We start from the raw sequence: 21259 nt of genomic DNA on the forward strand, positions 1-21259 counted from the left end.
CTCTACAGCCACGATACTGAGGCTGATCGCGTAATGTTCGAACAGTATTTCGGCCTGCGCACTCTCGTTGTGCGTGGGATCAAAATGGCCATCATGCAGGACAATGATGGGCTGGTTCTGATCGTCAATCATTTCGATAACAAGCTCGAAGGCTTTGATTACCCCAGGCAATTCGACGTCCTGCACATTGGTTTCATCCAGAAGTCTCGCGAGGACGTCGATGCTCTCTATGAGCGCCTAAGCGCCGATGGCTGGGAGGTGAAGGCTCCATGCAACGCACATGGCGCGTGGTCCTTCTACTTTCGAACGAAGGGTGGTTATTTCATCGAAGTGACGACATTAACGCCGGTTCGCCCCGAAGAACCATATCAGAAAAACTCATAATAATGCCCGCCATGAGCAGCTGAGTAATTGGCCGAGCTTCATCAACGATACGGATTATACGCCCCTTAACCCTAACGGTCAGTGAACTAGGTGGTGGGCTGGGTACGAGCCGTAAGCTTGTTTCCATCTGGATCGCGAAGGTAAGCAACGAATGCTCCGTTTGGGCGCTCAATGGGCGGGCTTTCTATGCTGGTTCCGCCATGGGCGATACCGGCGTCATGCCACGCAACAACATGGCTGGGACTGGCGGCGGCAATGCCAATGGTCCCGCCATTGGCAGCCGTCGCGGGCTCTCCGTTTATTGGCGTTGTGATCATCAACCGTCCCCCATTGTGTCTGTAGATGAGACGACCTCTGGAATCCATTTCGCCAGGGACGCCCCCTAAGGCGGCAAATGTTGCGTCATAGAAAGCTCTCGCCCGTTCGAGGTCATTGCTGCCAATCATCACGTGGGTGAACATGACTCTACTCCTGAACTGAAAATAACAGAATATCCGATATCAGTCCGCCAAAGCATCCTTAATAGATGGATGTGCCATTTCTGGGTGACAGGATCGAGGAACTATCAATGGGACTTTTTGAGGCCTGTTTTTTGACTTAAAAAAAAGCCTTCATGGTTTTGGTTGGTAAGTGCAGTCTTTGTTTGGGTAAATCCAAAATATGACTGGTAACCTGATCAAAATTCAGTTCTCCTGCGATCAGGAAAAGTGCTCGCGACCGTTTGCACTAGGCAAATACCGCGAGGGCGTACTGCCAACAGCCTTTCGAAACATCGTAATAAACGCATTGACGGACTCATAACCGAGCATGGCCGCGACCCGCTGCACGCTCGTGCCGCTCGCCAGTTCACGGAGCGCGACGACAAGATGAAGCTGTTGTCGCCACCGACCAAATGTCAACCCGGTTTCCTGAACCATCAGTCTGGCCAGAGATCGTTCGCTCATCGCAACACGTTGTGCCCAGTCGGCTACTGTACTGCGATCTGATGGCCTGGCGGCCAGCGCGTCAGCAATGGCACGAATTTTGGTATGCTCTGATACGGGCAGGTTAAGACCCTGTCGTGGCATCTCGGCCAATTCATCGAGCATGACGCGCGCCAGCCGGGCGGCATGACTATCCGGAGGATAATCTTTCGACTCAGCAGCCAGACGATCAATCATCGTCCGGATCATCAACGTGATCTCCAGCGCACAGCAATTATCGGGAAGGCTACTCGCACCACTTTCAACGAAGAGATAATCGACCCGGGCGTTCGCAGTCGCCCGGGCACTATGCGGCACCCCGCCCGGAATCCAGATTCCGCAGTTCGGGGGAACGATCCATACATTTTGAGCGGCGGTGCAGGTAACGGCGCCATAAGATGCCAGAATCAGCTGTCCTTTTCGATGGATGTGCGTCGGCACTTCGGATGCATGATCAGCAAAATCGAGCCTGTGGGCGATTGCGGTTGCATCTGAGGTGTCCGGGTCCACGGAAGCGATAGCTGAGGAGCGGTACGGCATCGGATTGGCAGCTTTCAGGGATTGATTGTCTGGATACCTAATTTACCCTGTTGTTGCAACTTATTATCAACAAGGCATGACATTCAGGCCCTTCTGGCAGGACGGGTGGATCAGACCCGCGTTGATTCTGCCGCAACTCATCGCCCTGCTTCGTAACCCAACCCTCAGGGCGGACGGTGAAGCACTGCTCTTTTCCGCCAAGAGTTTCGCTGCCGCGATGCTGGCTTATTTCATAGCGCTTCGCATTGGATTGCCGCGCCCTTCCTGGGCGATCGTCACCGTTTATCTCGTGTCGCAACCCACGGGGGGCGCCTCGCTCAGTCGTGGTCTCTACCGTCTGATGGGCACTCTGGCCGGGGCGCTCGCGACCGTCACAATCGTTCCGACCTTCGCCAACGAGCCAGTGGTGTGCAGTGCGGTGCTCGCAGGATGGATCGGTCTCGGTCTGTTTCTGTCGCTACTCGACCGCACGCCGCGCTCTTATGCCTTCGTGCTATCCGGATACACCACCAGCCTGATCGGCTTTCCTGCAGTTGCGGCGCCTGGCGCAGTCTTCGACACCGCCATCGTGCGCGTACAGGAGATCGCACTGGGCATTTTGTGTGCAGTGGTGATCCATCGCTATGTGGTCCCCCGGCCGATGACCGGCCAGTTTCAGGCCAAGCTGGCAGCGACGCTGCATGATGCCCGAAGACTGGCCTGCGATGTATTGAACAATGTCTCGGAAAGCTCATGTCGCGATGATCGCTACCGAATGGCTCTGGATATGCTTGCGCTCCGAGGACTGGCGACGCATCTTCCTTATGATCCGGTTACAACACGTCTACGCGGCCCAACGTTGCGCGCTTTACATGATCGTCTGGCTCACCTGTTGTTGCTCCTTGCCGATGTTGAGGAACGGATTTCCCTTATTCATGCGCCTGGAATGCCTGAGGAGCTAGCGCAGCTTTTATACAGAGTTCGCAGATGGATCAGTCTGGACACGCCGAATGATCGCGGAACAGAAGCGCACAGATTGTTCCAGAATGCCCGTTCGCTCGACCATGCCGATGACGCCACCTTGATCAATGGCCTTGTCGCCAACATAGCCCGTCATCTCGCCGAGCTCGTCGGTCTCCTTCATGATATCGAACGGCTCGGCGCCGAAGCCAGCGCAGTAGAGTGTGCAACAGAGTCATTTCAGGGCGCGGAGAAAACGACGGGCTATATCTTCCATCGCGATCCGATGATGGCGGCGCGGGCAGGTCTGGGTGCCGCTTTGGGAATCCTCCTCGGTTGCTTTTTTTGGATTTGGTCTGCGTGGCCCGATGGAGGGCTGGCCGTATCGGTATTGGGTGTCACGTGTGCCCTGTTCGGCAATGTGGACGCACCGGTGCCGTATGTCCGAAAATACATGCTTGGCTCGGTCTATGGTATCGCGATCAGCCTGATCTACAGCTTTATCGTCCTGCCGCGTGTCTTCGAGTTCTCGGTGTTGATCGCGGTCCTCGCACCGGCGCTTCTATTCGGAGGATCGTTGCAGGCTCGGCCGTCGACCGCCTTCATGGCGCTCGGCATCACGCTGACTGTCCCGATCCTCGTCGGGTTGGGTCCTGTTTATGGCGGAGACTTCGCTGAAGCCATCAATAGTAGCATCGCTCTGTTGATGGGAGTTGGTTTCGGAGCGGCAACTATGACGTTGTTCCAGACCGTCTCCCCAGATACCGCGATCAACCGGTTGCTGCGGCTCGGCCGCCGAGACGCGGCCTATCGCGTCCGAAGCAGGGTTTCCACCAAAGCCGTCTGGACCAATCTGACAATCGATCGCATCGCCCTGCTGCGACCCCGTCTAAGTCTTTCGGCGCGGCCGACAACGGAGACGATCGACATGATCGTGCGTGACCTTCGCATCGGTCACGCAGTGAGCCGTCTTCGCGAGCAATTCGACCAGTTGGAAAGTGAGCCCCTCAGTGCCATCCAGGTACTGCTGCTCGATCTCGCGCACCATTTCGACAGAGGTTCACCATCGGTCGACGAACTGAATACGCAGGTTGAAGAGCTGATCGCACGCATTGTCGTCGGAACGGGCGCGCACCGTCACCTGCTTGATCCACTCATCGACCTGCGTTTCGCGCTTTCTTCCGTCCAAAACAGCGAGGCCAGAGCATGATTCCGGACCTCTGCATCAGTGGCGTCTTTGTTCCCGGCTTGTTGGGAGGCGCCTTCATCGCCTTGGTAACCACCGTTGCGTTGCTACGTCTGCTCACCGTCCTCGGCGCGTGGAGAGTGTTTTCTATCCGGCCGCTCGTCGAACTTGCCGTCTTCACCATTCTGTTCAGCCTGCTCGCGCAGGGTCTCTCCACCATCGGATCCCTCCCATGAAATTCCTGCTCACCTTTCTGGGGCGCCATGCCTTGACGCTTGGGCTCGTCGTCATCGCCGCTGCCGTCGCGCTTCATCTGTGGGAACGCAATCAGCACACGCCCTGGACCCGTGATGGCCACGTACGGACTGACGTCGTACGGGTTTCGACCGATATTGGCGGTCTCATCACTCAGGTTCTGGTCCATGACAATCAGGTGGTGCGCCCTGGACAACTCCTGATCGTCCTTGATCGACCGCGTCGGGCCGCGGCGCTCGGACGTGCAGAAGCCGCCATAACGGAGGCAAGGGCGCAACTCGATCTGGCGCGCAAGGAGGAACGACGCGACTTGGCCTTACGCGATCTCGTCGCGACGGAGGCTCACGAGCAGAACATCGCAAAGGTCCGGACGGCAGAGGCAGCGCTGACGCGCGCACTCGCTGACCGGGACGTGGCCCAGATCGATATGCAGCGCAGTGAAATCCGCGCAACAGTCGGGGGCACCGTCACCAATCTCGACCTTCATCCTGGTGATTATCTGGCCGTTGGCGTCCAAGCCATGGCACTGGTGGACGCCGAGACGTTGCGCGTGGAAGGATATTTCGAAGAAACCAAACTGCGCAGTGTCTCCATCGGCGATCGCGCGCGCATCCATCTGATGGGAGACGATGCCGATATCGTCGGTCATGTCGAGAGTATTGCCGCCGCAATCGCCGACGACCAGCGCGACAACACCGGAAATCTTCTGCCCAAAGTCGCGCCAACATTCTCATGGGTGCGGCTCGCTCAACGCATTCCTGTCCGTCTGCACATAGACCGCGTACCAGCGGGCACGAAGCTAATTGCAGGACGAACAGCGACGGTGGAAATCCTGCCCTCTACCCCCTTGAGCGTGGTTGGGAGGCACCTGTGAGATCTGTTTTTGCCCTATGTATGGCGCTTCTGATGACGGGCTGCGTTGCTGGGCCGGATTATCGCGTTCCCGACGTGGCCATTGCCAATCGTCCTGGAGTGACGCAAGCGCTCCTTGGCGGCAGGAACGATGGCGTGGTCCCGGCGCCCCTGCCACCGCATTGGTGGCATCTCTACGAGGATGCCCGGCTCGACGCTTTCGTTGCCGAGGCACTGGCTACAAACACTGATCTTCGCATCGCAGAGGCCAATCTCGGGAGAGTTGACGCGCTTGTACGCGAAGCAGAGGCAGCACACACTGTAACCACGGATCTCAGTGGGCAAACTACTGGCTCGCGGATCGGAGGTCCGACCCGGTTTCTACCAGCGCCTTTCAGCTACGCGTTGGGTATGAACGTCAGTTATCCTCTCGATCTGGCGGGGGGCATCCGTCGCGCAATCGAAGAGGCTCACGACCAGTCAGAGGCGGCGCAGGCAGCACGCGACCAGGTACGTGTGATCGTAGCTGCCACTGTCACGCGCAATTATGCTCGCGTTTGTGCTGATGGCGTAGCGCTGGCCGCCGCGAGACACGTTGTTGCAGTGCAACGCGCGACACTTGATGTCGCGTTGCGTATGGCCAGCGAGGGGCGCGGCACGCGCTTTGATAGTGAACGCGCGCGAACGGCAACATTCGCCAGCGAAGCAGCCATTCCAGACATCCTCGCTGATCAGAAAACAGCGTTATTCGCATTGGCAGCTATCATGGGGCGCATTCCATCGGACTATCCGCGCGATCTGGAGGCATGCACTACTATTCCGTCGCTTGCCCTGCCGCTGCCGGTTGGCGACGGAGCCGCGCTATTGAGGCGTCGCCCAGACATCAGAAAGGCAGAACGCCTTTTCGCAGCAGCGACGGCCGGCATCGGCGTCGCCGTAGCCGATCTCTATCCCCAGGTCAGCCTTGGCGGCTCGGTGGGGAGTACCACGTCGATAACGCATGCCTTGACGTTCTCGTCGTTCGGTTTGAGCGTCGGTCCATTGGTCTCATGGTCGTTCCCTAACCGGGTATTGGCAAACGCGCGTATTGCGCAAGTCGGCGCAGAGGCCCGTGCTGCGCTTGGCACGTTTGATGGAACGATTCTACTCGCATTAAAACAGACTGAGACCGCCCTGTCTGTCTACATGCAAACACGTAAGCGTCTGGGAGACCTGGAGCGGGCGGCGAATTCCGCCGGCAAGGCGAGCGCCGATGCCGAAACACTGCAACGCTTCGGCCGCACGCCATTCCTCGATGTCCTTAACGCGCAGGCAAATTACGCCGACGCGCAGGCACACCTGTCATCCGCTCGGATCGAGCTTGTCGATCGGCAGATTGATCTGTTCCAGGCGCTCGGTGGTGGTTGGGAGTGATAGTGGTCTGTCTGGACATTATGTGCCGCGTTTAGAGCTCCCGTTGAGGACAATCGATGTCTTCTTCTGAGCATTCCTGCGCTGGAAGCGGACAGACCGTTCCCCGACGAATCTTTGCTCTCGTAGCGCAAGCCTCACAACCGCCCGACCTCCCGGCATATCCCCAGAAGATGCGCGAGCTTCTGATTGAGCACAGCGCCCAGAACAATGACGCCTTCCAGAATATGGGCCGCCTCACTCTCGGCCTTCAGACCATCAAGCCGCCCTCGAAGCAGATAATGCTCGAGTTCCACCAGTCGCACCACCTCATGCAACCCTGCGTGCAACTCTTCCAGTCGAGGGTCCCGGTGAGAGGACAGGGACAGGCCATGCGCATCGTCGGTCATGAAAACCCCTTGGACAGAACAGTCGGGATATGCGAGCATCCCGCGATGACCTACGAGGCTCCGCGTCACCGTTTGATGCAGAAATATACGTTTATTCGACTATATATTCAAGCGTATTTTCGCCTAAATACAGCCATCTCTGTTTCAGGATGTCTGCATGGCCCGATCACGTCCCCGAAAGCGCCCCCTCATGGATGACCAACTCACCCTCCTCCGCGAGCGCGGCGAGCGCCTGCGTCAAGCCGCCCAAAGCATCGGCATCACCCACGCAGCCAAGGCCGCAGGCGTCCCCTATACGACCCTGCGGGATTATATGGGCGGTAGCGAGATGAAGCTGTCCGCTGTCGCCTCCCTCGCCCGGGTTTGCGGCGTCTCCCTGGACTGGCTTGCTTTCGGCGTTGGGGATGCCCCCATCACAGCGCCTCATGCAGCAGGCTCCTCTGAATCCCCGACGCGTGGTGGCCACCAGACTGTCATCCCCTGGATCGATGATCGCGATGAGGGTCTGCGCGTCAGCAAAGCCTGGCTTGAAACAACCGTCGGACGTGAGACGACCGGATTAAGACTGATCAGCGTGACAGGCGACGCCATGACACCCACCCTGCGCGAGGGCGACCTCGCCATGATCGATACGTCCAGCATCAACGTTCAGGGCGGCGCTGTCTTTGCCTTACGGGTCGAGGGCAACATCCTCATCCGTCGCCTTGAACGACGCCTGGGCGGCGGGATCCGCGCACTCGCCGATCATGATCGCTACCCCCCGCAGGATCTCTCACCAGACGAAGCGCAGGCCCTGACACTTCTGGGGGAAGTGATCTGGTCAGGCGGACCGCTGGTCAGTTAGGCTTGCCCAGGCAGACATAAACGCTTTGTGCGATTTATCGCGCCATTCTATATACGAATAATCATTGACTAAGACGATTCGTCGCCTATTATGGCCTGAGATTCACCACCCTATCGGGTATCTCAGGAGGCTGCCATGATCGTTATCCTCTCTCTCCCCTGCCCGCTGACCGAGCTGTAACGCTCCGCCTGCCCTTTCGCTATTTCACGAGAGCATGTGGAACGTCTGTTTCGGAGAGCGTCATGGACCAGAAAGATATCGACTTCGAGAAGATCAAAGAGCGGCTTGTGCTCTTTGCACGACGGCCTGAAGAGCTCCTGATCGCCTCCGTGATCTGTGTCATTCTGGCCGGACTTCTGCCCTGTGCTCACCGCCATGTCGAACGCGATATGGCGTCCTATCAGCAGATTGGCTTCAGCGGCTTTCATGTTCTTGGCTTCCTGCTCTGGATCACGATTGCCGCCTTCGCAGCATCCACCCTCAGCCGGATGCGGGCAAGCTTCAATGTCCCGCGTCAGTACTGCGACCGCGCCTGCTATGCGCTGTCCCTGTTTTGCCTGGTCAGGATCTACATCTTCCTGCAATCCGTCCAGACGACCACAAGCGGATTTTTCTTCTTCTTTTCGACCTTCCAGCTTTATTTCACGCCCGCCATCGGTGCTGTGTTTCTCCTGATCGCCCCGGCCCTGCTCTGGCGGGCCACGCATCTCGAGAACGAACAGGTGCAGGCGATCTCGCAGGATCAGGCGGAGACGTCGCCGCCCGAAGGCCCTGACATCTGACCTGACGCTTTTCGACCCGTCAGATCTCAAAAACCCCGAATTTCCAGACACAAGGATTGGCAGAGCTGGCTCCTTCCCAGGGCCTGCTGCCTGAACGCACCTACACAGCCAAATGGTCTGATTTCGAAATGATTTCCCTCATTTCTGTTCGGACATAAGTAAAGGAACACACGATCATGAAGACACCCTCAAAATATCCCCTCGCACTGTCAGGTTTGCTGATGATGGCAGGCTGCACACAGATGCAGCCCAATGACGCGATCGTGCCGCTGCAGGCGGCAACAGCACAGATGATCGGACTGGCCTCTTCCGATGAACTGACGATCAGCAATGTTCAGGCCACCAGCCCCGACGGACTGGGCGGGCAGCAGCTGTCCTATACAGCCACAACAGTGCGTGGGCGTGTCTTTTCCTGCTCTGCGCTGATGACGCCAGGCCTGCTTACAGAGCCACCCAAAATGTCAGCCCCCCACTGCACACCTGTCCTCGTCCATCAATAATCCGGCGCTGAACCGCATCGGACGACGTCTGATCACATCCCTCCCCTGAAACACGACGCCTTCACGCCCCAGATGCAAGGTTGCTCTCCATGTCCGATACCTTTCTGTCCTCAGGTCAGTCTTTGAACACTGTCACGATCGGTGATGGTGACAGCGTCTATGTCGGTTCCGGGGCCAGCACCTCGGATCTTGAACTGGAGCCTGGTGGCAACGAATATGTCATGGCAGGCGGGCGGGCCCTTGGGACCGTTGTAAGCGCAGGCGGCTTCCTTTTTGCAGCAGGCGGAACCGACGCAGCATCAGCCATCGTCTCCGGAGGCACAATCGACGCAGACGCCGAGGCCGTGATCAGCGAGAACGGTGTTGCCTCGTCCGTACATGTGCAAAGCGGTGCCCTCCTCAGTGTCGTCAGCGCGGGGATCACAACCGGCAGCATTCTCTCCTCTGGCGCTTTCGAGACTGTCGCATCTGATGGGACAGCCAGTGCAACCGACATTCAGGACGGAGGAACTCTGGTTATCACCCCGGGAGGAACGGTCACGGACACAATGCTTGCCCCGGGCGGGCACGTTGTTTCGAAAGGCATTTTCTTCTTTTCATCAACCAACCCCGTTACCGTCTCCGGTATGTCCACCACGGATCAGCCCGTAAGCGGAGCCGTCCTGAGCTCCGGCGCGCACGCCATTTTACTCCCAGAGGGCGTTCTCACGGATGCGGACATCCAGTCAGGCGGAGCCGTTGCGGCCCTCACGGGAGGCACCCTCTCCGGCGGGACGATCGAGGCGGGAGGTTCGGCGATTATCGGTGATGGGGCCTCTGCGACCGATGTCACTGTCGCTAACGGAGGCTGGCTGGTCCTGTCTGGACAGACGGAGGCTGCCGGCCTTCCAGAAGAGACGACACTGAAAGGCATAACGATCGAGAATGGCGGCGCGATTGACGTTGAAAACGCAGATGTTTCTGCGTCTCTCTCGGGGGATATTCTCACCCTCACGTCCGGAGCCCTGACGACAAAGATTGAACTGACAGGCGATTATGACCATGCCTCCCTGACGATCTCAGGGGACAATAATGAAGGCACCCTCATCACCCTTGAAGACGGAACGCCCTGCTACGGCCGTGGCACGCTGATTTCAACGGCAGACGGTGAGACCTCTGTTGAAGACCTGAACATCGGTGATCTCGTCCGAACCGCGTCTGGCGCCCTCCGCCCTGTCCGCTGGATCGGCCGACGGTCTTATTCCGGCCGGTTTGCGTCAGGCAATCGTGACGTTCTGCCTGTGGTCTTCAAGTCAGGAAGTCTGGGGAACGGCCTGCCAAGACGGGATCTGTCCGTCTCACCGCTTCATGCGATGTTTCTCGAAGGCACGTTGATCCCGGCCGTTCTTCTCGTCAACGGCGTGAGCATTCTTCAGGCGCAGGCCATGGACGAGGTCAGTTATTTCCATATCGAACTGGACAGCCATGACGTCCTTCTTGCGGAAGGTGCGCCGTCAGAAAGCTTCATCGATGATGGCTCCCGCGTCATGTTCTACAATGCCGCCGAGTATCAGGCTCTGTATCCGGACGCTGCACAGTCCCTGCCCCAGTACTGCGCCCCACGCCTGGAAGAAGGGCAGCCTCTGGAGGAGATCCGCTCCCGCCTGAACGCCCATGCAGGACTGAAAACGCTTCCGAACACGGATCATGGTCCCATTGAGGGCTATCTCGATACGGTCACACGAACAGGGCTGACAGGCTGGGCGCGCAATCCCCTGTCAGATACTCCCGTGCGGCTGCGCCTCACCGATAACGGGATCACACTTGCGGAGATTATTGCGGATCAGCCTCGCCCCGATGTCGGTGGCCCCTGTGGGTTCAGCATCACCATACCCGGTGGCTTCTCCCCGAACGAACGCCATGTCCTCGACATACAGCCCGTGGGCAGTCAAGCAAGGCTGGGCCATACGCCCTGGATCCTGGATCTCCAGCAGGAGGTCCCCACACTATCGTCAGAGGCGTTGCCGCCTCGAGGCTGGATCGATATCGCCTCACGCGACAGGATCTCCGGCTGGATCTGCACTCCGGATGATCTGGCCACACCGGTGGCCATCCAGATCATCGTGAATGGTCAGCTTGCCTCTCGCACCGTCGCGAATGCCAGACGTCCGGATGTTGTCCAGACGGGGCAGGCTTCAGAGTTCTGCGGCTTTGACGTGCTGTTCAGTCCCCCGCTCCCTCCTCATCGCCGTCATACTCTCGAAGTGCGCCGTGAAACCGACGGCTATCGCCTGTCCTCACCCGTCGTGATCGAAGCAGCGAACCGGTTTGATCCCGCCGTGGCACAGCTGCTCCGTCAGGCGGTGGCCTCGGCCGAAGATACCCAGACGCAGGCCAATATTCTGTCCTTTCTGCTCGCACAGACAGAAACACTGAAGCAGGCCCAGGCCGAACGTGAGTCCGGTCGCGCGCGGATCGAACTGACAAACCTCAAAGCACGCCGTGGTCTGATCACAGCCGAGTTGCCTGTTCTACGCGCCCTGATCATTGACAGCCGTATTCCTGATCAACATCGGGATGCCGGTTCGGTGGCCATCCTGTCTCACATGCGTGCCCTGATCCGACTGGGTTATGCGGTCTCGCTCGTCAGTGCGGATGGCTCCGCACAACAGGCCCAGTCTCTGGCGTCTGACATCACTGTTCTTGGCCCTCCGTTCGTCTCATCCGTCGAAGACGTTCTACGCCGGCAGGCTGACAGTTTTGACGTCGTGTATCTTCATCGCCAGGAGATCGCCACCGCGTACCTGCCCCTTGTCCGCCGTTATCAGAGACGGGCCCATGTCCTCTACGGCGTTGCGGATCTTCATCACCTGCGTCTCAGCCGACAGGCCATCCACGAAGACAGGCCCGAGCTTTACGCCCGGGCGTTGCGTGTCCGGGCAGCGGAATATTCGGCCGTCCGTCAGGCTGATGCCGTGCTGACGCATTCCAGCGTCGAAGCCACGCTCCTGCGCCGCGACCTGTCAGGCGTCAATGTTCATCAAGTGCCCTGGGACGTTCCGACACGGGGATGCGTGCCAGGTTTTTACCACCGTCACGGCATCGCGTTCATCGGAAATTTTGCGCATGCTCCAAATATCGATGCAGCCATCTGGCTGGTCGAAACCATCCTCCCCCTGGTCTGGGAAACCGCTCCCCACATCTCCTGCGTGATTGCCGGAGCGGAGATGCCAGACCGCATCACGCGTCTGGCTGCTGGACCGAATGTTGAGGTCATCGGCGCTGTTCCCGATCTGGCAGACGTGCTTGATCGCGTACGGCTGACCGTCGCCCCTCTGCGCTATGGTGCGGGTGTCAAAGGCAAGGTTCTGGACAGTCTCGCAGCCGGTGTGCCGTGCATCATGACGCCCATAGCCGCTGAGGGTCTTGATCTTCCGGAGGCCTTGTCTGGACTCATCGCGGACACTGGAGCGGATATCGCGGCACGCATCATCCAGCTGCATAAAACACGCAGGCTTCATGCCGCAGCGGCGCGTTACGGCAAGGCCTATATTCAGGATCATTACACTGAAAGCTGCGTCGATGAGCGCTTGCGCTCTGCGGTGACGCCTGCGGCCCGGAGACAATCCGCAGGCTAGTCGCGCTTCTCTCCTGATGGAGACGACGCTCTCTCCCTGCAGAAAAAGACACAGGCAGGCGCTCCTCCCGGAGCGCCTGCCTGTCCTCAGAAACGATTTTGAAAACAGCTGACGGCACGCTCAAGGCGCAGCAGCGTATCTTCCAGAACAAGCGTGAGGCCCTCGAGTGGATGACTGAGGGTGTCATCCTCCTGATACACCTCGTCCATTGCGCGTTTGACGCACGGCAAAACCACCTGCCGCACCAGCAGCTGCGCCTCAACCACATGATTGAAACCGGCTGAGAATGATGTCTGCCCGGATGATCCAGAGGGTGTCATGATGTCTTTCCTTACAGCCCCCATCCAGAAGGGTTTGGCGTCCGCAGAGCGTCAGAAACGATCTGGGAACCACGCACCGTCTTTGTCCTGATGGGGAAATTTGGTCCCATGGCCCGAAAAGACCGACCGGACTTTCAGGGACATTTGAGACACGGAAAACGTAAAAGCCTGCACACAGCTGATGCGCAGGCCAAGACGTCGATAGGCTTAGTCAAAGTCGTGGAAGAACAATCCGTCCATATCGTCGTATTGCACCACATCCCCCAGACAGCCAACGCGTTCGGGCGGTGGGACAATGGCCGCTGACACTGCGACCATCATGTTGGGACGGCACCGATGCAGGAGATCCGTGGCCAAGGTCTGCACGGCCCAGAGCCGGGCGAACTCATGCGTCGAGAAAAACGTCTCCATCTCCCGAGGCAGGATATCGCTGGCAAGATTGGCCAGCCCATAACTCTCCCGCTCCGGACACAGCAGACGCGCGTTTCGGTAGAGACAGAGCCAATGCGGCGGGCTGTCGCACACCCCTCCCAGCAGCCGCTTCACAAAGGCCACATGATAGGCCGCCATAACCAAGGGCGGTGGGACATCCGGTGGCATGACGGACTGGAAGGCTTCGTCGCTGACAACCAGTGCTGGCCTCCCCTGATCATCCAGAGTCTGCTCAAGTCTGCACCGGGCGATCCGGATCTGGGCACACCACCAACTCAGCGCAGAAGTCTCATCAACGCTTTCAAAAAAGCCATCCCGTGACGCCACGATCACGTCACGCCCGGCCACCAGGGGACCTGCTTCACAGGGGACGATATCGACGATGCGGATCCGGCCCATGGGCCAGCGCGGCAGAGACGCCGGCCGTTCTGCACGGCGACAAAAAGCTGCAGGAAGGGACACCCCGCTCATGACCGTGCCTCCCCGCGGCGAAGAGACTCGATTACCCTGCGATACTCCTGCTGCAGTCCGTCCAGATCCATCAGATGGTCCAGATAGAGGCACATCGGCTCAATGCCGAGTTCCGCATAGAAGTCCAGGCGGCGATCCAGCCGGTCGAGCCATTCTTCTTCCAGAGGGTTTCGGACAATGCGGTCAGAGCCACACGCGCCCACCACTTCGAGATAGGCCGCAGAGCGCTTGAAGCGGATTGTCAGATCAGCGCGATAGTCTCCGTCTTCCGGGCTGATCGGCTGATGCAGGTCGAGTTGAAGGCCCCGTACCATGAGCGGACGCAATTGCTCATACGCCAGACGCTCGGGCAGAGAGTCCAGCACCGTGCCGTCTTCTGCGACAGGACCACCGACCGGGAGGTCGGGCCAACGCGTATAGACTTTGCGGAGGAAACGCGCCCACTCCGATGTCCCGCTCTCGCCGATGAACACGAGGTGGTCGGCTTGCGGTCCGACATAGCGCAGCATTTCGGAATTCGGGGGGACACCGAGATCCAGTGTCAGGCGTCGATAGAGACGCAGGTCGGCTTCGGTGGCATGATAGGATGATGAGACCGATCGCTTTCTGGGCGAGTAGGAATGAACACTTAACGTGGCCATACGAGAGTAATCCTGGGCGTGAGAAACTCCCCCTGACGCAGACGCGGCTCAAACCCTGATCAGGGCGCCATGCTGAGACATCCGGCTGCAAGCTGCTTGATGGGGAGAGAGGTCAATGGACCTCACCTCATGCCAAACTCTTCTTGGTCCTCTTTACAGCTGACTGAAAGCCGACGACATCCTGAAAAAGCAGTGATGCACCGACACGGAAACAGTGTCGCGATGGCAACGCCAGCGCGTGCATAGATATAAATAATATATCCATTTCTCAAATTGTTAGACTGTTTTCGCCCCCTGGCTGGCATGCCTCACGCGTGAGGCATACTCCCAAATTTCTGTGCCTGCACAAAATTTGCGGTATCGTGCCTTATTTGTTTCGAAAGTGCATTGTAAATGCTTGGTTTTTAGGGTTTTGGAGCTGTTTTTGGGCGTTAGAAAAGGCTCATCGAACAAGAATATGTCACGTTTTTGTCCGTAATTCAGGTCTATTTTGTCTCGCTTTTGGGTCTATCTCGTCTTCCAATCGTCTCATGGATTACTCGTTTTCAAGGCACTATTTTCTCGTCTCCTGATCCCCGTTATGTGCTAGTCCACGAGCTGGGTACATCAATAAGATGATGGTTTTTTAGGGAGTCAGCCATGACCGGGTCAGAGCAACCGTCTCTAACGTTGCTGTTTGAACAGGCACAGCAACGTCTGGATCGTCACTACCTGACGGAGTGGCTGGACCATCATCATGATGAACTGGTGGATCGTCTTGCAGGCCGACGGGTCAACTGGCCTCTCTGGCTTGAGGTTTTCAAGGGGCAGCATCTTGTCGATCGACGTGGCAATCCGCCGACAGTCCATACGGCCCGTAAAGCCTGGTTGCGCGTACGGTCCAGACGCGCGGGCGCAAACAAGGCCCTCAGTCATCAAAAGGATCACGCGAAAGCATTGTCGCGGGTCAACACTCAGCCCCACTCGCCTGAATCTCTGGCACCCGCCCCGCAGCGGCCTTTATCAAGTCCTCGCAAAAGGCAGCCGGGGGATATGACAGGGGCTTTAGAGATTCTCAAAAAACGGGACACACCGATGCCGGATATTCTCAATCCACGTGGTACACGAAAAAGTGATTGAAATGAATTTCAGATCAATTCTATGCCTCTAAAAGTATCATGGAGCATCATAGAGCTTTATGGAGATATGTTATCTCTGAGTAATTTAACTAAAAACTTTAAAAACCAGTGATCCTAAGAAGATAATTTTATTTAATTATTATAAAATAAGTGTCTTTGCTGTTCCTGTTCTCAATATCGAGGATAAGGACATGATAGAGACAACCCAGATTCAGGCGCTCCCCAGTGCAAACCTGACACACCCCACAATCGTCTTTTTTAACGGAAGAGGAGGCACGGGCAAAACGACACTCGCGCGTCTTCATGCAGAATGGGCCATCCAGCAGGAAACTGATTTCCGGATCCTTGATCTGGACCGCACAAATGCAACGTTCAGCGCCTTCTTTCCTGAACACACAGATCGGCCACCAAGCGCTGACGATAACGACGTGATGAACTTCCTGCAGAAGGCTATTGATGAGCAGACGGCAAGACGTCATCATCTGATCGTCGATTTTGGCGGTGGTGACCTCATTCTAAAAGCCCTAGCCAGGCGCGTCAGACTTGTGCGCTTCTTTGAATCTTATAACATTCGTCCGGTCATGGTTCATCATTTTGGCGCGGACCCTGATTATCTCGCCTTCATGAAATATTTCGAAGACGGGGAATTATTGGCGCCTGAAGCTACAATTTTGGTTCTGAATGCGCATGTAAAGCCCCAGCGCTTATCAGTAACTGCAGCTTTCGAGCAAACTATTGAGCCTCATGAAATATTTTGCGGAGCTATAAGTCGCGGAGCAAAACTCGTAGCAATGCCTGATCTGCCGTGTGCTCATCAGATCGATCGTTATCGGCTTATGTTTTATGAGGCATATGCGGGCCGAGATAATGTCAGCAACTGTAGGCCACCTGCGTTGTCGCCATTCGATAGGGCAGAATTGGGAATGTGGTTGGAGGACCTGGAAGCCCAGTTCTCCAAATTCTCAGACTGGCTTCCCTGGCTCCCCGTGTCAGGAGGTCTCCTGTCATGACAACGCAAAATGTGCGGCAGGCGCGTGGACTGAAATCGAGGGAGCAACAATTCCTGCAAAATACGTCCAGTGCATATGAAAAGAGTATTTTGCAGGCAGGCTTTCGACAGGGGGAGCCTATTACGCAGATGTTGATTGAAATTGGCAGACTGGTCGAAGACTTTGATGCTCGGCTGGATGCGCACGAAAGCCACATATCAGGGCATCACCAGTTGATGGTCGCTTGTATTGAGCGGGCTCGCAAACAGATAGCCTCACCGTCAGAACCGGCTCAGGAAAACCCAAAAAAAATTGCGAGTGAAGCGCCGCCACCTGGTTTGCTCGACGACGTTGTTGCGCTTTTCTGGCGTTTTTTACGTGATTGGCAGCGCCCACTCCTGTGGTTGGTGATTATTCTTGGAATAGTGATGGTCTTGGATCATTATCATTTACAAAGTCAGTTACAGTTCAAAGACGCGGCTTTGGCACAGAAAGAACAGTTGTCGCATCAACATAACGTGGAACTTGCAGAACTGGAGGCCTATTTGTCCGCGCACCCAGAAGAAATCAGAGCGGCAAAAATTGTCACCAAAGACAATATTTTGAACGGTCAAGAATTTATAACAATATGTAACAAAACGATAGCTATGGAAGCTTCATCCCTTAGACGTTTTTGTCGACCAAAAATCTATATTGATGCCCCCACGCCCGCTACAAGGACAAGAAACAATGACTGAAGAGGCCCTTGGCGGTGCCCCGATGTGAAGGCACCGCCAGAGTCTACTCGCTCACGGCAATAGACGATAGGTGACCTCGCTGACACTGCCGCGTCGCTTATCCTCCTGCGACTTTATTAGCGTTACAATTCCCTGATCCCCAACCTGGCCGTAGTTATAGGTCCATTGGCCGTAACGCGGCGGCTCTGCGGCTTGTATTAGTGCCCCCCGGGTAAGGTCCGCACATTTCAGCGTGCCATCATGATCTTGCAGCAGAGAGATCTTGCTGCCGACTTCAAGGGAGAGGTGCGGAGCTGAGATCAGGACGACCCAGCGCGTCCAATCGACAACGCTGCGATTTCCCCGGGCATCTGTGCAAAAAACGAGGCCGGCAGTCTCAAAAACCCTGCGAAGCATTTCGAGTGTTCTCTCTTCTGGCAATACGCTGGATTGTTCAAGGCGGGCGATCGTAACGCGGAGAACGTCACTCCGCTCTGCGAGTTCGGCCTGGGACCATCGGAGAATCGCTCGAGCCACCCGGCAGTCAGCCGGTGTTAGAATCGTTGTTTCAGGGCCCGATATACTTTTCCGCATACGGCAGATCATCCTCCTCAAAAAAAAGAGAGAAAAACTCCTAGGGAATTCCCTTTGATTTTTTCTACGCTTTGTACGGTATATCGAACAGAGATTTTTTTTCTTGCACAAACAAAAAATAAATAAATATGATCTATGTGTATAGAGAAAAGGACAAAAACCATGCCTGAAAAATTACTCACACTTGCGATGGTCTGCGCGCGCGTGTCGCTCTCCCCCTCTTATGTGCGCAAGCTGATTCAACAGGGAAAATTTCCACGTCCCTCCCATGTTTTTGGGGCGCGTGCCGTTCGCTGGAGCGAAAGCAGCATCAACGACTGGATCGAGAAACACTGTTCTGAAACATAAAGAGAAACAGTTAGGTCTAACGTTTTCTGTGCTGCAAAAGGGTGGCGGTATCCTCTAGTCCCTCCATTAAGAGATCCGCCCAGATCTGGGCCAGCACTCTTCGACGCTCCATATGAAGAGCGCGATTATAAGCTCCTTCCACCCGGTCTTTATTGATATGAGCCAGCATGAGATCGATGATTTGGCGGTCACCGGGAAAACGTTCGTTCATGATGGATGAAAAAGACGCGCGAAATCCATGGGGCACCTGCCGTCCAGCATACCCGGCCCGCTGCAGGAGATATCCCAGTGCGTTTTCGCTCATTGGGCGATGAGCCCAACGGGCATTTGGGAAGACCAGTGGTCCCCGACCTGTCACCGTCGAGACGGCGCCTAGAATATCCTGTGCCTGGGTCGAAAGGGGCACGACATGCTCGCGCCGCATTTTCATCCGCTCCGCGGGGATGATCCACATCCGTCGATCTTCTGAAACTTCATGCCAGGCCATGGCATGCACTTCTCCGGGCCGCACAACCGTCAATGCCAGAAATCTCATGGCGAGAAGGGTCACGGGATGCGCGGGGATCGCTTCGACATCCCGAAACAGCGTCCGAAGTTCATCGAGGTTGATTAGCGCGGGTTGGCGTCCCTTTTTTAAAGGAGCGAGCGCTCCTTTGATAATAGCGGCAGGATCGTGACTTCCCAACCCATGGGCCATCCCAAAAACAAAGATGGCACTTAGTCTTTGCCGAACCCGCCGTGCCGTTTCTTTTGCACGTGCGGCCTCGATCCGACGGATGACCTCCAGCACCATGGGAGGTGTGATGTCATCAAGATTGATCCGGCCAAGTGTCGGCCATACGAAACGTTGCAGGCTGGTTGCCACATCGTCTCTATGGCGCTCCGTCCACTGAGTGCATTGAATCGAGATCCACTTTTCTCCGACACTTTGTAGCTGCCGGTCTGCTCGCTCTGCTTCAGCCTGACGCTGCTTCCTGGTCAGGGCAGGATCGCGATCGGCTCGGAGCTCGCTTCTGGCTGCGTCCCGAGCATCGCGGGCCGCTGCCAGACTGACTTCCGGATATGCGCCAAAAGAGAGCAGCTTTTCGCGACCGCCGAAGCGATACTTCATGCGCCATAGTCGCGAGCCGTTGGGCTGTACGAGAATGAACAGACCCCCCGTATCCGCACGTTTGTAAGGCTTTTCTGCTGGCGTAAGGCGGCGCAGCTGAACATCCGTCAGCATCGATACCCCCACGCGTAAAATGATACCCCCATATATACCCCGAGGCTGCATGAGCTTGAAGGACCATCACAGAGCATTATAGAGTGCACAAACAGCAGAAAACTGCCAGATCTATGACACTAAAAGCACTATGAATTGTTATGGGTTATATATAATGGCGGAGGGGATGGGACTTTCCGCTATAAAGATCAAAAACCGCAGAATATCAACAAAAATTAGTCAAAAACCACTACCGGCAGAGCCTCTTCCGTGTTGGTAGTACCGACAACCGAAGTCCAAACTATCTCAGCAGGATAGTGAGGAACGCAAAACAATCAAAGACTTTGCCTCCTGCCCCTATGCTTCTTTCACGGTGTTTGTCTGTTTGTAAGGCTCCTTTAGCTTCCCAAGGCACCGATAGACGCTCGTGCGGCCCATCCCGAGCTTCTCAGCGATCTTTGACGGACTCATGCCTGAGGCTGCCAGAGCCTTCACTTCCTCTGCCTGATTGCGGGCTGTGGGCTTGCGTCCAAGGTATTTGCCATCAGCTTTTGCTTTGGCGATGCCTTCAGCCTGCCGTTCCTTCATCAGATCCCGCTCGAACTCTGCGACCGCTGCAAGCATGGTGAGCATCAGCTTGGATGTGGGGTTGGTAGTATCGAGTGTCATGCCGGACATGGACAGGATCACCAGACCACAGCCCTTTGCCTTCACCTTCTCCACATAGCCCAGAAGGTCCGAGGTCGAGCGTGCAAGACGGTCTGGCTTTGTGACCACCAACACGTCACCTTCCCGCATGTGGTCCAGAGCGGCTTCTAGCTGGGGCCTGTGAGTGGATGCACCGGACACCTGCTCTGAGAAGATGCGTTCACACCCATGATCTGTCAGGTCACGGCTCTGGGCTTCCAAACCTGCAAGCTGCTCAGTCGTGCTGGTGCGGGCATATCCGATCTTCATGGTCAGGTGTCCATATGTTCCAAAAGGTCTAGACCCTTTAGCGGGATCGTTCCAGAACGTCAATATAGACCCTAATGGAACACATAACTGTTCCACGCCCATCGTTCCGATAGACCTTGCCCTATTGGAACATAAGCAAGCTGAATAGAGCCGGTTGATAGATGCGGATACTCATACCCTGAGATGCCTAGAAGGGCTTACATAGGTCCCAAGGTGCTTCATAGCGCCCATTTTCCACGGACCCTTCCACTCTTGGGACGCTCATAGCACCTTGGGGCGTCCAGACGCCTTGGGACTCCAAAACGGGCCACCGCGAGCCATTTCAGCACCTGATTGACCTTCAAAAATTAGGGCCTAAAGCTCATGATGTTTTTGCTGTTGAGCTGAACCTAGCGGTGTTGGTCCCTGAGAAAATCCCAATGGTTTCTACCCCGCTCCGCCCAATGTTTCACGAGTGTTTCACAGGGTCCCATAAGGATAGTTTGTGTTTCGCTAGGATTGGCAGTTTTCTGAGGGTTCCAGAGAGGTTTTCGTCTAAAACGTCCAGCTCTCGGATAATCAGCCCTCCCCGCCCCTTAAAGATCCCTGAGCAGGAGGAGTGCGGAAGCACTTCCCTATAAGGATACTATAAGGACCTTTAAGGCTCTATAGGACCTAGTGCTCCCTCTTATGTTTCACAGGGCCTACTAGGGTCCCATAGAGGATAGTTTGTGTTTTGAGATTATTGGCAGTTTTCTGTGGGTTCCAGAGCGTTTTCCGTCTAAAACGAACACCTCTCGGATAATCAGCCCTCCAGCCCTATAAGATCC

22 protein-coding genes are annotated in these 21259 nt (G+C 56.4%); 13 read left to right on the top strand and 9 right to left on the bottom strand.

Translation table 11 applies throughout. The features are described from left to right. On the top strand, positions 1–384 hold a 384-nt coding region (locus KP702_RS16180; protein WP_252348652.1), incomplete at its 5' end, for a VOC family protein. Between the two features lie 86 nt (positions 385–470). Here the strand turns inward: KP702_RS16180 and KP702_RS09755 are convergent. Together KP702_RS09755 and KP702_RS09760 are read right to left on the bottom strand one after the other, a co-directional pair. After that, the gene (locus KP702_RS09755) at positions 471–845 is read right to left on the bottom strand and encodes a VOC family protein (protein ID WP_211569102.1); all 375 of its coding nucleotides are present in this window, start codon (positions 843–845) and stop codon (positions 471–473) included. Between the two features lie 237 nt (positions 846–1082). Beyond that, complete coding sequence (locus KP702_RS09760) at positions 1083–1886, bottom strand: helix-turn-helix domain-containing protein (protein WP_215768832.1); 804 nt, start codon at positions 1884–1886, stop codon at positions 1083–1085. Positions 1887–1962: 76 nt separating this feature from the next. On the opposite strand from KP702_RS09760, the gene KP702_RS09765 reads away from it, so the two are divergent. The 4 genes from KP702_RS09765 to KP702_RS09780 are packed head-to-tail and all read left to right on the top strand — an operon-like array spanning position 1963 to position 6531. After that, positions 1963–4035: an FUSC family protein gene (locus KP702_RS09765; RefSeq protein WP_252348653.1), complete on the top strand. Its 2073-nt coding sequence runs from the start codon at positions 1963–1965 to the stop codon at positions 4033–4035. Continuing rightward, the gene (locus tag KP702_RS09770; protein ID WP_015075069.1) at positions 4032–4247 is read left to right on the top strand and encodes a DUF1656 domain-containing protein; all 216 of its coding nucleotides are present in this window, start codon (positions 4032–4034) and stop codon (positions 4245–4247) included. Before KP702_RS09765 ends, KP702_RS09770 begins: the two co-directional genes overlap by 4 nt. Next, the gene (locus KP702_RS09775; RefSeq protein ID WP_215768833.1) at positions 4244–5140 is read left to right on the top strand and encodes an HlyD family secretion protein; all 897 of its coding nucleotides are present in this window, start codon (positions 4244–4246) and stop codon (positions 5138–5140) included. Before KP702_RS09770 ends, KP702_RS09775 begins: the two co-directional genes overlap by 4 nt. Then, positions 5137–6531: a TolC family protein gene (locus tag KP702_RS09780; protein ID WP_373687842.1), complete on the top strand. Its 1395-nt coding sequence runs from the start codon at positions 5137–5139 to the stop codon at positions 6529–6531. Before KP702_RS09775 ends, KP702_RS09780 begins: the two co-directional genes overlap by 4 nt. Positions 6532–6665: 134 nt before the next feature. Here the strand turns inward: KP702_RS09780 and KP702_RS09785 are convergent, their stop codons facing one another. Beyond that, positions 6666–6917 (bottom strand): hypothetical protein, encoded by a 252-nt coding sequence (locus KP702_RS09785; protein ID WP_015074028.1) that lies wholly within the window; start codon positions 6915–6917, stop codon positions 6666–6668. A 157-nt stretch (positions 6918–7074) separates the two neighbouring features. On the opposite strand from KP702_RS09785, the gene KP702_RS09790 reads away from it, so the two are divergent. The 4 genes from KP702_RS09790 (at position 7075) to KP702_RS09805 (ending at position 12660) form a co-directional block, all read left to right on the top strand. Next, positions 7075–7761: a LexA family transcriptional regulator gene (locus tag KP702_RS09790; protein ID WP_234931101.1), complete on the top strand. Its 687-nt coding sequence runs from the start codon at positions 7075–7077 to the stop codon at positions 7759–7761. A gap of 242 nt (positions 7762–8003) precedes the next feature. Continuing rightward, positions 8004–8543: a hypothetical protein gene (locus KP702_RS09795; RefSeq protein WP_215768834.1), complete on the top strand. Its 540-nt coding sequence runs from the start codon at positions 8004–8006 to the stop codon at positions 8541–8543. Positions 8544–8719: 176 nt separating this feature from the next. After that, on the top strand, positions 8720–9043 hold the full coding sequence (locus KP702_RS09800; protein WP_215768835.1) for a hypothetical protein: 324 nt from the start codon (positions 8720–8722) through the stop codon (positions 9041–9043). 89 nt (positions 9044–9132) lie between these two features. Then, the gene (locus KP702_RS09805; protein WP_252348654.1) at positions 9133–12660 is read left to right on the top strand and encodes a Hint domain-containing protein; all 3528 of its coding nucleotides are present in this window, start codon (positions 9133–9135) and stop codon (positions 12658–12660) included. Between the two features lie 86 nt (positions 12661–12746). On the opposite strand, the gene KP702_RS09810 is transcribed toward KP702_RS09805, so the two are convergent. From KP702_RS09810 to KP702_RS09820, 3 genes are all read right to left on the bottom strand, one after another. After that, positions 12747–12980, bottom strand: a complete 234-nt coding sequence (locus tag KP702_RS09810) for a hypothetical protein (protein ID WP_211569094.1) — start codon at positions 12978–12980, stop codon at positions 12747–12749. Between the two features lie 207 nt (positions 12981–13187). Next, the gene (locus tag KP702_RS09815) at positions 13188–13883 is read right to left on the bottom strand and encodes a hypothetical protein (protein ID WP_215768837.1); all 696 of its coding nucleotides are present in this window, start codon (positions 13881–13883) and stop codon (positions 13188–13190) included. Next, the gene (locus KP702_RS09820; protein WP_215768838.1) at positions 13880–14524 is read right to left on the bottom strand and encodes a hypothetical protein; all 645 of its coding nucleotides are present in this window, start codon (positions 14522–14524) and stop codon (positions 13880–13882) included. Before KP702_RS09820 ends, KP702_RS09815 begins: the two co-directional genes overlap by 4 nt. Positions 14525–15163: 639 nt before the next feature. Here KP702_RS09820 and KP702_RS09825 point away from each other — a divergent pair. From KP702_RS09825 to KP702_RS09835, 3 genes are all read left to right on the top strand, one after another. Continuing rightward, the gene (locus KP702_RS09825) at positions 15164–15643 is read left to right on the top strand and encodes a hypothetical protein (RefSeq protein WP_215768839.1); all 480 of its coding nucleotides are present in this window, start codon (positions 15164–15166) and stop codon (positions 15641–15643) included. A gap of 190 nt (positions 15644–15833) precedes the next feature. Beyond that, positions 15834–16652, top strand: coding sequence for an AAA family ATPase (locus KP702_RS09830; protein ID WP_215768840.1), 819 nt, complete (start codon positions 15834–15836; stop codon positions 16650–16652). Further along, positions 16649–17368, top strand: a complete 720-nt coding sequence (locus tag KP702_RS09835; RefSeq protein ID WP_215768841.1) for a hypothetical protein — start codon at positions 16649–16651, stop codon at positions 17366–17368. The genes KP702_RS09830 and KP702_RS09835 overlap by 4 nt, the downstream gene beginning before the upstream one ends. Before the next feature lie 51 nt (positions 17369–17419). Here KP702_RS09835 and KP702_RS09840 read toward each other — a convergent pair whose 3' ends face one another. Then, positions 17420–17884: a helix-turn-helix transcriptional regulator gene (locus KP702_RS09840; protein ID WP_215768842.1), complete on the bottom strand. Its 465-nt coding sequence runs from the start codon at positions 17882–17884 to the stop codon at positions 17420–17422. Between the two features lie 219 nt (positions 17885–18103). Here KP702_RS09840 and KP702_RS09845 point away from each other — a divergent pair, with 219 nt between their 5' ends. Then, a complete protein-coding gene (locus tag KP702_RS09845; RefSeq protein WP_211499001.1) occupies positions 18104–18289 on the top strand; it encodes an AlpA family transcriptional regulator in 186 nt (61 codons plus the stop codon). Between the two features lie 16 nt (positions 18290–18305). Here the strand turns inward: KP702_RS09845 and KP702_RS09850 are convergent, their stop codons facing one another. Further along, positions 18306–19514, bottom strand: a complete 1209-nt coding sequence (locus KP702_RS09850; RefSeq protein ID WP_215768843.1) for a phage integrase central domain-containing protein — start codon at positions 19512–19514, stop codon at positions 18306–18308. Positions 19515–19850: 336 nt separating this feature from the next. Then, entirely contained in the window at positions 19851–20450 is a 600-nt protein-coding gene (locus tag KP702_RS09855; RefSeq protein WP_215768844.1) for a recombinase family protein, read from the bottom strand. Between the last annotated feature and the right edge of the window lie 809 nt (positions 20451–21259).

This window comes from Gluconobacter sp. P5B12, from assembly GCF_018812035.1.
GTDB lineage: Bacteria > Pseudomonadota > Alphaproteobacteria > Acetobacterales > Acetobacteraceae > Gluconobacter.

Coding starts and splice junctions, on each gene's coding strand:
- KP702_RS09755 (WP_211569102.1), bottom strand. CDS start 845: ATGTTCACCCACGTGATGATTGGCAGCAATGACCTCGAACGGGCGAGA.
- KP702_RS09825 (WP_215768839.1), top strand. CDS start 15,164: ATGACCGGGTCAGAGCAACCGTCTCTAACGTTGCTGTTTGAACAGGCA.
- KP702_RS09800 (WP_215768835.1), top strand. CDS start 8,720: ATGAAGACACCCTCAAAATATCCCCTCGCACTGTCAGGTTTGCTGATG.
- KP702_RS09760 (WP_215768832.1), bottom strand. CDS start 1,886: ATGCCGTACCGCTCCTCAGCTATCGCTTCCGTGGACCCGGACACCTCA.
- KP702_RS09810 (WP_211569094.1), bottom strand. CDS start 12,980: ATGACACCCTCTGGATCATCCGGGCAGACATCATTCTCAGCCGGTTTC.
- KP702_RS09820 (WP_215768838.1), bottom strand. CDS start 14,524: ATGGCCACGTTAAGTGTTCATTCCTACTCGCCCAGAAAGCGATCGGTC.
- KP702_RS09850 (WP_215768843.1), bottom strand. CDS start 19,514: ATGCTGACGGATGTTCAGCTGCGCCGCCTTACGCCAGCAGAAAAGCCT.
- KP702_RS09815 (WP_215768837.1), bottom strand. CDS start 13,883: ATGAGCGGGGTGTCCCTTCCTGCAGCTTTTTGTCGCCGTGCAGAACGG.
- KP702_RS09785 (WP_015074028.1), bottom strand. CDS start 6,917: ATGACCGACGATGCGCATGGCCTGTCCCTGTCCTCTCACCGGGACCCT.
- KP702_RS09845 (WP_211499001.1), top strand. CDS start 18,104: ATGCCTGAAAAATTACTCACACTTGCGATGGTCTGCGCGCGCGTGTCG.
- KP702_RS09855 (WP_215768844.1), bottom strand. CDS start 20,450: ATGAAGATCGGATATGCCCGCACCAGCACGACTGAGCAGCTTGCAGGT.
- KP702_RS09805 (WP_252348654.1), top strand. CDS start 9,133: ATGTCCGATACCTTTCTGTCCTCAGGTCAGTCTTTGAACACTGTCACG.
- KP702_RS09830 (WP_215768840.1), top strand. CDS start 15,834: ATGATAGAGACAACCCAGATTCAGGCGCTCCCCAGTGCAAACCTGACA.
- KP702_RS09790 (WP_234931101.1), top strand. CDS start 7,075: ATGGCCCGATCACGTCCCCGAAAGCGCCCCCTCATGGATGACCAACTC.
- KP702_RS09765 (WP_252348653.1), top strand. CDS start 1,963: ATGACATTCAGGCCCTTCTGGCAGGACGGGTGGATCAGACCCGCGTTG.
- KP702_RS09835 (WP_215768841.1), top strand. CDS start 16,649: ATGACAACGCAAAATGTGCGGCAGGCGCGTGGACTGAAATCGAGGGAG.
- KP702_RS09775 (WP_215768833.1), top strand. CDS start 4,244: ATGAAATTCCTGCTCACCTTTCTGGGGCGCCATGCCTTGACGCTTGGG.
- KP702_RS09770 (WP_015075069.1), top strand. CDS start 4,032: ATGATTCCGGACCTCTGCATCAGTGGCGTCTTTGTTCCCGGCTTGTTG.
- KP702_RS09795 (WP_215768834.1), top strand. CDS start 8,004: ATGGACCAGAAAGATATCGACTTCGAGAAGATCAAAGAGCGGCTTGTG.